The following is a 14,325-nucleotide window of genomic DNA, read 5'->3' on the forward strand; positions in this document are numbered from 1 at the left end:
CGTTACCAGCAAAACCAAAGGCGGCCTGATCGTGGACGTTTACGGCATGGAAACGTTCCTGCCCGGTTCCCAGATCGACGTGAAACCCGTTACCGATTACGACCAGTTCGTGGGCAAAACCATGGAATTCAAGGTGGTGAAAGTGAACGAGGCTATCCGCAACGCGGTGGTATCCCACAAAGCGCTTATCGAATCCGATATCGAGCAACAACGTGTGGACATCATCTCCAAACTGGAGAAAGGCCAGGTACTGGAAGGTACTATCAAGAATATCACCGACTTCGGTGCGTTCATCGACCTGGGCGGTCTGGATGGTCTGCTCTACATCACCGACATCAGCTGGGGCCGCATCAGCCACCCGAGCGAGGTGCTGCAGATGGACCAGAAGATCAACGTGGTTGTGCTCGACTTCGACGACGAGAAGAAACGTATCTCCCTGGGTTACAAGCAACTGACCCCCCATCCGTGGGATACTTTGCCCGCTACCATCTCCGAAGGAGCGAAAGTAAAAGGCAAAGTGGTGAACATCGAAGATTACGGCGCGTTCCTGGAAATCCTCCCCGGTGTGGAAGGCCTGGTACACGTATCCGAGATCTCCTGGGCTTCTACCCCCATCAACGCGAAAGAATTCTTCAAACTTGGCGAAGAATACGAAGCAGTGGTGGTTACCCTCAGCAAAGACGAGCGTAAAATGTCGCTCTCTATCAAGCAACTGACCGAAGATCCCTGGTCTACCATCGAAACCAAATTCCCGCTCGACAGCCGTCATAAAGGTATCGTGAAAAACATCACTCCTTATGGCGTATTCGTTGAACTGGAAACCGGCATCGGCGGTATGATCCACATCTCCGACCTCAGCTGGATCAAACGCTTCAACCACCCCTCCGAGTACACGAAAGTAGGCAACGAGATCGAAGTTGTTATCCTGGGTATCGATAAGGACAACCGCAAGCTCTCCCTCGGTCACAAACAGATCGAAGAAGATCCCTGGAACACCTTCGAAACCATCTTCCCGATCGGTTCCATCCATGAAGGTACCGTGGTGAAGAAAGACGACAAAGGCGCTACCGTGCAGCTGCAATACGGCCTGGAAGCTTACGCTCCCGCCCGTCACCTGCGCACCGAAGATGAAAAACCGATCGCTGTTGAAGACGTGAAAGAATTCCAGATCATCGAATTCGATCGCAACGAAAAACGCATCCTGGTTTCTCATACCAAGGTTTGGGAACAAGCGAAAGCAGACGAAAAAGATGCTGTCATCAAAGAAAAACGTGCTGACGCTGAGAAAACCCGCAAGACTGTGAAAAACATCCAGTCTAAGGTAGAAAAAGCCACCCTGGGCGACCTGGGCGCGCTGGCCGAACTCAGAGAAAAACTGAAACAATCCGAAGGCGGCGAAGAAAAGAAAGCCGAGTAGTAGTATTGTTCTCGTAAAATAGAAGTCCCCCTGGTGCAAACCGGGGGGATTTTTTTTGCCCCGCAGCAGTGCTCCGAAGTTAAAGAGGTTACATCTTTGTTGAAGCATGGTTACAGCATGGATAGAGAAGGATGAAGCATCATACCGCCATTTCAACCCTATTTCGCCCTGCTGAAAGCAGGCTTTATATGGTTAGGACACCCCATCAAATCACAAATTCAGTCGATATATAAACTGAAATGCTCCCGCAGCCCGGTTGCACAAATTACGGGAGAACGGGATCAGCAGATGCCTGAAACCCCATGCAGTAGCCCGTTATAGCCTATCTATATCCCCTATAACCAAAATTTATTAGGTTTATTTTAACACTTCCTATACCTTCGCACCCTATATAGTCTATAAAATTAATAGGGTAAAAGATGTCAAATTTGTACAAGCTGACCCTGCTTATGCTGCTGTTTAACCTGACTACATATGCACAAAGCAGGAAGATCTCCGGAAGCGTCCGCTCCGGCGATGGCCAACCACTTCCCGGCGTCACCGTTTTCATAGCGGGCACATCCACCGGCACCATTTCGGCACCCGACGGCTCCTGGAGCCTCTCCATCCCGGATACGGCCACCGCAGTGTCTTTCCGCCTCATCGGCATGGAAACGCTCGTGCTGCCTATCAACGGACAGTCGGAATTAAACGCCGTTCTCCACAACTCCGATAAACAATTGCAGGAAGTTGTGGTGACTGCGCTCGGTATCTCCCGCGCCAAAAAAGCCCTCGGCTATTCGGTGCAGGAAGTGAAAAGCGCGGAGCTCCAAACCCGGCCCACCAACGCCCTCGGCGCCCTCTCCGGCAAAGTAGCCGGCCTCCAGATCATCTCCGGCGGCGGAAACATGGGCGGCTCCAACCGTGTGCTCCTCCGCGGTATCAACTCCATCTCCGGCAACAACCAACCACTGTTCGTGATCGACGGTATCACTATCGACAATGCCGATATGAACACCCGCAGCACCGCACAGGGCAGCGCCGGAAAGGATGTGGGCAACACCATCCAGGATCTCAACCCCGATGATATCGAATCCGTCAACGTACTGAAAGGCCCCGCTGCCGCGGCGCTGTACGGTACCCGCGCCGCCAATGGCGTGATCGTTATCACCACCAAGAAAGGCCGCGCCGGCAAAGGGCTCGACGTTACCATCAACTCCGGCCTCGAACTGGAACGGATCGTTCGCCTCCCCGAACGCCAGCATCTCTACGGCGGCGGTAAAGCCAATACTTTCCAGACCGCCAACATCAACGGCACTACCTATAACCTGGTAGATTATGGCATGGACGAAAGCTGGGGTCCCAAACTCGACGGTACCCCCGTTCTCCACTGGTACAACCTCGACCCGGAATTCACCGCCGACTACCTCAACCCCCAACCCTGGGTGTATCCCAAACACGACGCCACCGACTTCTTCCGGACCGGCCTCGCCACCACCAACAACGTGTCTGTAAGCGGCGGCAACGACAAGCAGACTTTCCGCCTGTCGTACACCAACAAACTCGTGCGCGGCACCACGCCCAATTCCAAATTGCAGCGGAACACCGTCAACTTCTCCGGCTCCAACCGCTTCGGGAAATTCCTCGCAACCGGCAACTTCAACTTCGTGAAGAACCAAAGCACCGGCAGGCCCTGGACCGGCGCCACCAACCGTGGCATCATGCTCGAAGCCTTCCAGTGGGGACAGGTGCAGGTGGATTACGACAAGCTCCGCGAATACAAACGGGCAGACGGTACGCCCCGCGCCTGGAACCGCAACAGCTATGAGAACACCGCCGCAGGGCGCGCCACCAAATACATCGACAACCCCTTCTGGTCGGCCTACGAAAGCTACCTCGAAGAAAACCGCGACCGCTTCTACGGTAACATCGGGCTGAATTACGAAGTCAACTCCTGGCTGAACCTCAGTTCCAAAGTGAACGCCGACCTGTACGGTTACGATTACCAGGATCGCATCGCGGTGTATTCCCGCTCGCAGAGCAACTACATCGAATACAATAATAAATTCAGCGAATTCAACTACGAGTTCCTTGCCAATGCCAATAAACGCTGGAATGATATCTCGCTTGCAGCATACGCGGGCGGTAACATCATGAACCAGAAGCGTACGATTTCCAACGCGGCTACGCAGGGCGGATTGATCATCCCCCAGTACTACAACCTCAAGAATGCCAACAGCGTCCTCAACGAAACCAACCGCTACCAGAAGAGCATTTATTCGCTGTTCGGGAGCGTGTCGCTGGGGTATAAAAACCTGTTGTTCCTGGACGGTACGCTGCGAAACGACTGGAGCTCCACGCTGCCGCTCGACCGGAACTCTTTCGCTTATCCTTCCGTGTCGTCCAGCTTTATCGTGAGCGAACTGTTGAAAGACGCTACCTGGCTGGATTTGTTGAAAGTCAGGCTGAGCTGGGCGCAGGTAGGGAACGATACGGACCCTTACCAGCTGCAGCAGGTGTATGAATCGGTGCAGTCGTTCAACGGCAACCCCGGCGCCAAACTGCCTACGGTACTGGCCAACAGCCGCCTGAAACCCGAGATCACTTCCTCCTTTGAAGCGGGCGTAAGCTTCCGCATCCTCAAAAACAGGCTGGGGCTGGATGTAACGGGTTACAGCAACGACAGCCGCAACCAGATCATCAACATACCTACTTCCACCGCCTTCGGATATGACAGTAAATTCATCAACGCCGGTAAAATCAATAATACCGGCCTGGAAGTGACGCTGACGGCGGTGCCGGTTTCGACGAAGGATTTCAACTGGGACGTGAACCTCAACTGGTCCGCCAACCGCAATAAGGTGGTGGAACTGACGGAAGACGTTACCAGCTTCCCCATCAACGACGCCAACAGCCTCATTGCGCTCGTGGCGCGGGAAGGGCAGTCGTTCGGGCAGCTCATGGGGTATGATTTCGTGTATGATGATCAGGGTAATAAAGTAATCGGCGCCAACGGGGCATACCTGCGCACCGAGCAGCTGGTTCCGCTCGGCAGCGTGCTCCCGCGCTGGCAGTTCGGTATCGGCCAGCATTTCACCTACAAGCGTTTTGATGCCGGCTTCCTGGTAGACGGGCGCGTAGGCGGCAAGCTGTTCTCGCAAACGTATAGTGTGGGCATGACTACAGGCGTGCTGAAAGCGACGGCCGAAAATGGTATCCGTGAAAACGGCCTGGTCCTCGAAGGCGTGAATGGTACGGTGGTGTATAATCCCGATGGCACCTACACCGTATCCGGCACCAAGCCCAATACTACCCGAATCACGGCGTTGAACTGGGGCGCGGGGCACAGCAGCGGCCCTACTTCCCAGAGCATTTTCGACGCAACGTTCGTGAAACTGCGGGAAGTAACGGCGGGTTATACGATTCCTTTCCAAAACAAAACGGTGCAGCAACTGCGCGTATCCGCCTATGGCCGCAACCTGTGGAACATCTACCAGGCCAACCGCAGCGTGGAGCCTGAGATTACCAGCAGCGGCGGAAACATCCAGGGTATCGAAGGGGGCAATATCCCCGTGCCGGCCACTTTTGGCGTAAACGTACAGGTGAAATTCTGATAAACCGAAATGAACATGAAACAACTTACTTTTCTGAAATATACATTCGCAGCCATCGCCGGGCTTTTGCTGGCGGCCTGCAGCGACGATAAGTTCAGGGATATCAATACAGATCCCAATCGTCCGACCGACGTACCCACTACCACGCTTATTTCCAGCGGGCAGAAGCAACTGGTGGACGCACTCCGCGGCTCTGCGGCCAATTTCCGCGGCAGCATGTTGTTTGCGCAGTACTTTTCACAGAACCAGTACACCAACGAATCGCGGTACGATCTTACCCGTACCGGTTCCGATGCGATTTGGGACGGAACGTACAAAGCGTTGAATAACCTCGAACAGATTATCCGCCTGAACTCCGATCCGCTGACCAAAGACAGGGTAGCGGGCGCTGTGGGGCCGAACGAAAACCAGATCGCGATTGTGCGCATCCTGAAATCCTGGGCTTTCCTGTCGCTGACGGATGTTTTCGGTGATATCCCTTACAGTTCATACGGCAGCTCCGATCCGGACTTCCAGGCGTTGAAACTCAACCCGGAAATCCTCAAACCGAAATACGCTTCCCAGGAAAAGATTTATACAGATATCCTGAAAGAGCTGAAGGAAGCGGCGGCGCAGCTCACGGCCGTCAACACTTTCCAGGCTTACGATGGCATTTACAAGGGCAATACCGCATTATGGAAGAAGTTCGCCAATTCGCTCCGGTTGCGGGTGGCGGTGCGCATCCGCGCGAAGTTGCCGCAACTGGCCGATACCCATATCCAGGAAGCCATTGCAGGCGGGTTGATTACGACCAATGCCGAAAATGCTACCCTGAAATATGAGAACAAATCGCCCAATGAAGCGCCCCTGTTCCGTATCACGGTAACCGAGAACCGCCGCGATTTCTCCGTTTCGCATATTCTTATCAACGTTTTGAAGGGGGATGTGGGTCCTTTTACCGCGGCTGATCCCCGGTTGGCGGTGTATGCCCGTCCCAATAACCTGGGGCAATACCGTGGCCAGCCTTACGGGCTGCAACCTTCAGTGGCGAGCCTGTTGAAAGCGGAAGATATCAGTTTGCCGGGCACGGTGGTGAATGCGGCGGATTATGCGGAAGTGCTGATCGAGCTGGCGGAAGTGAATTTCCTGTTGAGTGAGGTTCGCGGCTGGACGCAGGCGGATTATGTAGCGGGGGTGCGTGCTTCCCTGGAGAAATGGGGGGTAGACGGCGCGGCGGCTACGGCTTACGTGAATGCGCTGCCTGCTGCCAACCGGGAGAATGTATTGTCGCAAAAATACCTGGCGCTCTATATGCAAGGGATCGAAGCCTGGTCGGAAGTTCGCCGCACAGGCGTGCCTGCCTGGCTGGTGAAACCGGGAGACGTGGTTTGGCCCGATCTGCCGAACCCGCTGCCGGGAGAAGATAAGTTTACCCCGTTTGTGGGGACTGGTATTCCCGCCCGGTTGTATTATCCCCAGAAGGAGCAGACGGTGAATGTGGAAAATTATCGCTCGGCGCTGGCCGCCCAGGGTGGCGATGTGCTGGCGACCAAAGTTTGGTGGAACAAATAAAACCAGCCATATATTTTTAAGATGGTGGAAAGGCATTTCGAAAGGGATGCCTTTCCTTTTTATATATTTATCAAATGGAGTTTATCCTGGCCGCCATTATTCGGTTTATTTTCAGATTTGTAACGATTAATTTGCCCGGAGGTACAATTCGTTGGCTGATTGGCGGCAGAAAGCGGCCCTGGAAGGCATATCTGTCTGAAGATGAATCGTTTGATAATTTCAGGGCGGTGTTTTTGTTTGTGCTGGCCCTGGCGTTGACGGGAGGGATCGTTTACTGGCTGTACATAAGTCTGATCTGATATAGTTGAGTTTATTAATGTTTATAGCATTGTAAATCCTCATACAAAGCCGGAATTACCTCTTTCTCTATTATTTTTCCCGATTGCGTAAATCAATTTCCCTTTTCGATAAGGTGTCGCCCTCGTCCTGTATGACCTTTGCGCCGGATTGAGACACCGGAGATGGCCCATTTGTACCCTGCAATAGGGCCTTTTTTGTCTGCGGTGTTTCTTTCCGACAATTTTTGTTTTTTAAACATACATGATGAAACATTTAATCTATACTTTATTGCTGTTGGTTGGCTTCGCCGGAATTGCGCAGGCGGAAGAACAGGCGCCGGGTAATATCGTGGGCGTTGTTTTAACAAACGACGGTCAGCCGGCTCCCACGGTTACGGTATTGCTCAAAAGCAAGAACCGTGGCGATGTGACCAACGAGAAAGGTGAATTCAACATCCGCCGGGTGCAGCCCGGAACATATACCCTGCAGGTTTCCCTCGTAGGTTTTGAAACTTCCGAGCAAACGGTGACCGTAGAGGCGAATCAGACCGCTACGGTTAACATCAACCTGCAACTGTCCAATACCCAGCTGAACGAGGTGATCGTAAAAGGGATCCAGCTGAAAGGGAAGCGGGAGAGCGACCAGATCGCCCGTTTGCCGATCAAAAACCTGGAGAATCCGCAGGTATATAATACCGTTGGCGCCGAGCTGTTGAAAGAACAGGTGGTGACCAACTTCGACGATGCGCTGCGCAACGCGCCCGGCGTAAACCGTTTGTGGACTTCTACCGGCCGTCCGAACGATGGCGCCGGTTACTTCTCCATGCGCGGTTTTGCGGTTCAGCCGACGATGATCAATGGCATCGCGGGTGTTTCCAATGGATCCATCGACCCGGCCAACATCGAGCACATCGAAACGATCAAAGGTCCTTCCGGAACTTTATTCGGCAGCAGCCTTATCAACTTCGGCGGATTGATCAACATCGTCACCAAAAAGCCTTATGAACATTTCGGTGGCGAGGTTTCCTATACCGGAGGTTCCTTCGGCCTTCACCGCGTAACGGCAGACATCAACACGCCGCTGAATGCGAATAAATCCATCCTGTTCCGTCTGAATGGCGCATACCATCATGAGAATTCCTTCCAGGATGCAGGATTCCGCAAATCGGTGTACGTGGCGCCCAGCCTCCGGTTTAATGTCAACAGCAGGCTGAGCATCGACCTGAACGCGGAAATCTATAATGGCAAGGCCACCAACCCGCTCATGGTATTCCTGAACAGGAGCCGCCAGCTGATTTACCGTACGCCCGAAGAAATGGGGATCGATTACAACCGATCCTTCACCAGCAACGATATTACTTACCGCACGCCTACGAGCAATTTCTATGGCCAGGCGCGGTACAAGCTGTCCGACAAATGGACTTCCCAGACCAACGTTTCCTACAGCCACCGCAAAAGCGACGGGCACTATCAATACGTAATGTTCCTGGACCAGGGTGCGATTAAACCGAACGATACACTGTTGAGCCGTTTCGTATATACGCAGAACTCCACCACGGAGGTGACCGGTATCCAGCAGAACTTCATCGGCGACTTCAAGATCGGTTCCATGCGCAACCGCGTGGTGTTCGGCCTCGACTTCCTCAGCCAGGTTTCCAAAGCGGATAACTCTCCCTACAACCGTTTTGACTCCGTTAGCTCAGTAAACGTGAACGATCCCCGTTACCACAGCCTGAGCCGCGAAGCAGTAGACGCAAGTCTGGCCAAACTGACGACCGGATTCACCCGCAATAAGCAAACGCAATACACCTACAGCGCTTATGTTTCCAACGTGCTGAACATTACCGATCAGCTGCTGGCCATGGCGAGCGTGCGCGTGGATTACTTTGAAGGCAAAGGCACGCTGGATTACATCGCCAACAAACGTTCCGGCAATTACACCCAACTGGCGGTATCGCCGAAATTCGGATTGGTATACCAGGTAGTGAAAGATCGCGTGAGCCTGTTCGCCAACTACATGAATGGTTTCAAGAACGTGGCGCCGGTGACGATGCCGCTGCCTGAACTCGACGGCAACTTCAAGCCGCAGCACGCGAACCAATATGAAGGCGGTGTGAAAATGAATGTGCTGGACAGCAAGCTCAATTTCACCCTCAGCTATTACGACCTGAAAGTGAGCAACCTGACGCTGCCCGCATCGATCGAGAAAGAAGGCGTTACCTATAATTATAGCGTGCAGGAGGGTACCCAGCGCAGCCGTGGTATCGAAGCCGACCTGAATGCTGCTCCCGTTGCCGGTTTGAACATCATCTTCGGATACGGTTACAACCACAGCAAGCTGGTGAAAGCGAATGCCTTTACGGTGAACCGCAGGCCGGTGAGCGCCGGTCCTGAGCACCTGGCGAACATCTGGGCCAGCTATACGCTCCAGGGCGGCGTGCTGAAAGGACTTGGTTTCGGAGCGGGCGGCAACTACGCCAGCGATAACGTGATCACAAACGATTCGCGTACGGGTATGTTTACATTGCCTTCCTATACGGTGTTCAACGCCTCTGCTTTCTACACCTGGAAAGCGTTCAGGCTCGCCCTGAAAGTGGACAATATCGCCGATAAAGAATACTTCGGCGGTTGGACGACCATCGAGAAACAAATGCCCCGCCGCGTATCCGGCAACCTGACTTACAGGTTCTAGGCTAAAAGATATATTGTGTAAACAAGGGCGCTTCGTAGTGGAGCGCCCTTGTTCATTCTGTTCATTTTTACAAAATGATGGTATATATACCGACGATGAAAATGAACGGGGCGTTTTGCGTTTTTGCGCTTCGCTGAAAAATTTTCGATTGTTTTTTTGGTTAGATTGTCCGCATAAAAAACCAAAACTATGTTTGCGGAAACCATTGAAGAACCTCAATTGAAACCGGGTCCTGCCGCGCGGAAGCGGAGGCTGACAAATTTGTTATCGCGGATCAAGATAGAGATGTTTGGAGTGGAGAGCCTGGACCCTGCCTTTGTAAAAGGAAAGGATGTGCGGGCGATGAACACGAGGTTGGTGGAGGAGTTGATCCGAAGGTTGTTGTCACAGCGGGATGCCCTGATCGATACGGTGTATCAACCTAAGCCCGGGCGGCTGGATTTTTATGTATTGCTAAAATCCGAAAGCTACGATTCGATGCTCAGCCTGTTTGGTTTTCTGATGGGTTATGATCGGCTAGACATAGCAGAGAGGTATCCTGTGAATTTCGAGTTTTTTACTCCTGCAGTAAAGCAAGAAATGGAGGAGTCCAATTGGTGTATTTTCTACAATCGGAATTATGGAACATCATATCAGGCAGGCAACGCATAATCTCAGGTTGCATCGCGTATTGAGTAATCATTGTCCAGACGAGTATTACGACTGGAAGGTTACCATATTGTTTTACGCCGCATTACACTGGATTAGAGCGTTGGCAAGGAAGCGGCGGATAGACATAGGTCATTCTCATTATGATATTGAGCGGAGTTGTAATCCTGCGTATCATGGTGTAATGCCTGTTTCTGTAAAAGCCTGGGAGGAATATGACTATTTAAGCAAAAGGAGTCGTGTTGCCAGGTATGGAGGAGTGGATGATATTATTACATTCTGGGAATTACACTTGAAGAATCATAGTTTAAGCCTGATTGGAATTCATTATCTACGAAAATACATGCAGGGGCGCGGAGTTGAAACTACAATGGCAGTCGAGGGATGTAGGGAATGAAATTTCTCTTGATGGAGATAAAGTCATATTGCCAGCCCATACCATAACGTGGGTGTCAGGCGGAGTGATAAAATGTATCAGGGTACAACAGGGGACTTGCTAATTTCTAAAGGTTAATATCTAAGAACTCTCCTTTTCAGTATAGCAACTAATAGCGTCGCTTACCCTGACAATTGTATTTTCATACATAGTGCTAACGGAAGATTACCAATTCTGTTTGTTTAGCCCGCATGTCCAGCCTTATCTACAGCGAAAGCCGCTCCAGTTCCGCTTCGCCAAAAGCAAGGAGGGAAGGGAGGTGCATATCCGCCAGTACAAACCGGGGTTCGGTGCGTTTGTGGGCTTCGGGGACTACGACTACTTTCATACGGGCGGCTTTGGCGGCGATCATGCCGGTGACGGAATCTTCGAAGGCCAGGCAGTTGAGTGGATGAGTGTTGAGCGCTTCTGCGCAGGCGAGGTATACTGCAGGGTGGGGTTTACCATATGCTTCAAATTCGGCGGAGGATACGGCGCCGAAATAGGAACGAATGTGCAGGTGATCCAGGACGGATTGGATGAGGCGCATGGGGGAGGACGAGGCCAGGCCGATATGATAATTGCGGGAACGGAAGAAGTCGAGGATGTATTCCAGTCCTTCCATGGCCTGACCCTGACGGAGGATTTTGGCGGTGACGCTTTCGATGATCTCGTCGGTCACTTGTTCGGGGCTTTTGGCGTCCCAGCCGAAGTAATTGTGCCAGTAGCTGACTACTTCGCGGGTGCGGAGACCGGTGGTGAGGTGGGTGAGCTCGGGAGACAGGGAAACGCCTACGGTGGAGAATACTTCCCGCATCGCGACGCCCCAGAGGGGTTCGGAGTCGATGAGGAGGCCGTCCATGTCAAAAATCGCCGTCTGGATCATTATAATGTAGCTTTTAGCGCCGCAAAGGTACGCGGTTTTGGGGAAAAATGAGGTGGAAATGGTGGTTGAGGTTGGGATTAGATGGAGTAATTAATTGAGAGTGAGATAGATGTGTTCTGCGGCGCAGGCTCATTCATGGCCAGGGAAAGCATTGGAGTAACGGTTTTGCCAGATTGGGGAGATTTCGGGTGGGGAGGGCCCAATACACCAATAAATAAAAGTTATGGGTCATAACCAGAGCCCTTTCGCCGCGGAAGCCGGTGTTGGGCGCAATCCCGCTGTGGAAGGGTGCGACGCAACGGTTGCCCGGCCAGAAATCCCCCTGCCGGTCCCCACCCATTAGAAAATTTCTAAAATCACCCCGTCTTTTTTATGAAAAAAAGTTTTGCGTTGTGAGGGTGGACCTATACCTTTGTATTACTCTACAAAATCTATAGGAATATGGGTTATGAAATAAGGAAGAAAGTAATGATGCACATGTGCAGATTCTGTTGGGAAAACCCGGCGGATTAGAGCGGAGCGCTTACATAGGAACATCTGTTTACAGAAATATACTACAGGAGCCTCCCATGCTAAGGAGGCTTTTGTGTTCTTACGGCCGCCCCACCCAATGTTATGAATACCATTTTATCACGAGCAACTCATTAATCATGCAAAGTTTCAGAACCGAACTGGAAAATCCGATCGTAGAAAAGGACATCATCGAACTGGAGCAGAAGATCAGACTCTACCGCGAAGGCAAAATGACGGACGAGAAATTCCGCTCCCTCCGCCTCGCCCGCGGCGTCTATGGCCAACGCCAGCAAGGCGTGCAAATGGTCCGCATCAAACTCCCGTACGGCAAAATGACCCTCCGGCAATGGAAACGCATCTCCGATATCTCCGACGAATTTTCCACCGGTAACCTGCACCTCACTACCCGCCAGGATATCCAGATACACTTCGTGTCGCTGGATCGTACCCCGGAACTGTGGGCCAAACTGGAACTCGACGACGTCACCATCCGCGAAGCCTGCGGTAACACCGTCCGCAACATCACCGCGTCCGACACCGCCGGCATCGATCCCAACGAACCCTTCGACGTTACGCCATACGCAGACGCCGCGTTCCGGTACTTCCTCCGCAACCCCATCTGCCAGGACATGGGCCGCAAGTTCAAAATGGCCTTTTCCTCCAGCCCGAAAGATACCGCCCTCACCTTCATCCACGACGTGGGAGCCATCCCCAAAGTGCGCGTGGTCGACGGTAAAGAAGTGCGCGGATTCAAAATAGTGGTAGGCGGCGGCCTCGGCGCCCAGCCCTACCTCGCCAAAACAACCTTCGAATTCCTCGAAACGGACCAGCTCATCCCCTACATCGAAAGCCTCCTGCGGGTGTTCGACCGCTACGGCGAAAGAACCTCCCGCCACAAGGCCCGCCTTAAATTCCTCATCCAGAAAATCGGGATCGAAGAATTCGAGCGCCTCGCCAAAGAGGAATACAAAGCTCTCAAATCCAAGACTTACCCGATCGACTTCGCAGCATACCCCGAACCGGAGCTCCCCGTGGCCAACCCCGCCCTGCCCGCGTTCACCATCCGCGACCCGAAAGCCTTCGAAGCCTGGAAACGAACCAACACCTTCGAACAAAAACAAAAAGGCTTCTTCGGCGCCTACATCCGTGTGCTCCTCGGCAATATCAGCTCTACCACCTCGCGCTCCCTTATCGAAAAACTGGCGCCCGTGGTGGGAGACGATGTCCGCGTAACTGTGAACCAGGGCCTGCTGCTCAAGTTCATCCGGCCCGAGCACCTGCCCTACGTTTTCAGCGTACTCGAAGAACACGACCTGCATAAAGCCGGGTTCGATTCCGTGGCCGACATTACCGCCTGCCCCGGCACCGACACCTGCAACCTCGCCATCTCCAGCTCCACCGGCATCGCCGTTGCACTGGAAGACGTTATCCGCGACGAATTCCCGGACCTCGTGTTCAACAACGATATCAAAATCAAGATCTCCGGTTGCATGAACTCCTGCGGCCAGCACGGTCTTGCCCACATCGGCTTCCACGGCTCCTCGCTCAAAAGCGGCGGCCGCGTGCTCCCCGCCCTCCAGGTGCTCCTGGGAGGAGGCGTTCTCAGCGACGGCGAAGGCCGCGTAGCCGACAAAGTATTGAAAGTGCCCAGCCGCAAAGGTCCTGACGTACTGCGCACGCTCCTGCACGACTACGAAGCCAATGCGCAGAAAGGCGAGCTGTTCAACGACTATTACGACCGCAACGGCGAAAAATACTTCTACGAACTGCTTAAACCCCTCACCGATCTCACCGCGCTGGGCGACGGCGACTTCGTGGACTGGGGCCAGGCAGAAACCTTTGCCACCGCCATCGGCGTGGGCGAGTGCGCCGGCGTGATGATCGACCTCATCGCCACCCTGCTCTTCGAAGCGGAAGAAAAACTGGACTGGGCTACGCAGGCTTTCGCCAACGGAGCCTGGGCCGACGGGATTTACCATTCCTACGCCTGCCTCATCCAGACGGCGAAAAGCATCCTGCTCGACGAAAACGTGAACTGCAATACGCAGCACGGCATCATGAACGACTTCGACAAGCATTTCGTGGAAACCGGCAAGTTCCCTGTGGAAGGGTCTTTCCGCGCCCTGGTGCTGCAAATCAACCAGCACGAGCCCACCGAAAGCTTCGCAAAACAATATTTACAACAGGCACAGGCGTTTTTCGACCGCGCGCAGCAATACAGAGCCGCCCGCCAGGCCGCAGCCGCCAATGCTTAACATCAACCACCATTCAAAAAAAAAACACGATCATGCAAACATTACATCCGAAAGTGACACTGGTAGGCGCCGGCCCC

At 53.1% G+C, this 14,325-nt stretch carries 8 protein-coding genes; 7 read left to right on the plus strand and 1 reads right to left on the minus strand.

Annotation, left to right across the window (positions count from 1 at the left end; translation table 11 throughout):
• From Q0510_RS10525 to Q0510_RS10550, 6 genes are all read left to right on the plus strand, one after another.
• A partial coding sequence (locus Q0510_RS10525) for a 30S ribosomal protein S1 (RefSeq protein WP_298710915.1) occupies positions 1-1,417 on the plus strand: 1,417 nt, incomplete at its 5' end.
• Positions 1,418-1,836: 419 nt separating this feature from the next.
• Entirely contained in the window at positions 1,837-5,010 is a 3,174-nt protein-coding gene (locus Q0510_RS10530; RefSeq protein WP_298710918.1) for a SusC/RagA family TonB-linked outer membrane protein, read from the plus strand.
• 15 nt (positions 5,011-5,025) lie between these two features.
• On the plus strand, positions 5,026-6,561 hold the full coding sequence (locus Q0510_RS10535; RefSeq protein ID WP_298710922.1) for a SusD/RagB family nutrient-binding outer membrane lipoprotein: 1,536 nt from the start codon (positions 5,026-5,028) through the stop codon (positions 6,559-6,561).
• 74 nt (positions 6,562-6,635) lie between these two features.
• On the plus strand, positions 6,636-6,860 hold the full coding sequence (locus Q0510_RS10540; RefSeq protein WP_298710925.1) for a hypothetical protein: 225 nt from the start codon (positions 6,636-6,638) through the stop codon (positions 6,858-6,860).
• Positions 6,861-7,101: 241 nt separating this feature from the next.
• Positions 7,102-9,531: a TonB-dependent receptor gene (locus Q0510_RS10545; protein WP_298710928.1), complete on the plus strand. Its 2,430-nt coding sequence runs from the start codon at positions 7,102-7,104 to the stop codon at positions 9,529-9,531.
• 189 nt (positions 9,532-9,720) lie between these two features.
• Positions 9,721-10,182: a hypothetical protein gene (locus tag Q0510_RS10550; protein WP_298710931.1), complete on the plus strand. Its 462-nt coding sequence runs from the start codon at positions 9,721-9,723 to the stop codon at positions 10,180-10,182.
• 638 nt (positions 10,183-10,820) lie between these two features.
• On the opposite strand, the gene hxpB is transcribed toward Q0510_RS10550, so the two are convergent.
• Positions 10,821-11,480, minus strand: a complete 660-nt coding sequence (gene hxpB / locus Q0510_RS10555) for a hexitol phosphatase HxpB (protein WP_298710934.1) — start codon at positions 11,478-11,480, stop codon at positions 10,821-10,823.
• Between the two features lie 650 nt (positions 11,481-12,130).
• Between hxpB and Q0510_RS10560 the strand changes: the two genes are divergently transcribed.
• Positions 12,131-14,248, plus strand: a complete 2,118-nt coding sequence (locus tag Q0510_RS10560) for a nitrite reductase (protein ID WP_298710937.1) — start codon at positions 12,131-12,133, stop codon at positions 14,246-14,248.
• Positions 14,249-14,325 lie beyond the last annotated feature (77 nt).

The organism is uncultured Chitinophaga sp. (assembly GCF_937874145.1).
Classification (GTDB): Bacteria; Bacteroidota; Bacteroidia; order Chitinophagales; family Chitinophagaceae; genus Chitinophaga.

Coding starts and splice junctions, on each gene's coding strand:
- hxpB (WP_298710934.1), bottom strand. CDS start 11,480: ATGATCCAGACGGCGATTTTTGACATGGACGGCCTCCTCATCGACTCC.
- Q0510_RS10545 (WP_298710928.1), top strand. CDS start 7,102: ATGATGAAACATTTAATCTATACTTTATTGCTGTTGGTTGGCTTCGCC.
- Q0510_RS10540 (WP_298710925.1), top strand. CDS start 6,636: ATGGAGTTTATCCTGGCCGCCATTATTCGGTTTATTTTCAGATTTGTA.
- Q0510_RS10530 (WP_298710918.1), top strand. CDS start 1,837: ATGTCAAATTTGTACAAGCTGACCCTGCTTATGCTGCTGTTTAACCTG.
- Q0510_RS10535 (WP_298710922.1), top strand. CDS start 5,026: ATGAAACAACTTACTTTTCTGAAATATACATTCGCAGCCATCGCCGGG.
- Q0510_RS10560 (WP_298710937.1), top strand. CDS start 12,131: ATGCAAAGTTTCAGAACCGAACTGGAAAATCCGATCGTAGAAAAGGAC.
- Q0510_RS10550 (WP_298710931.1), top strand. CDS start 9,721: ATGTTTGCGGAAACCATTGAAGAACCTCAATTGAAACCGGGTCCTGCC.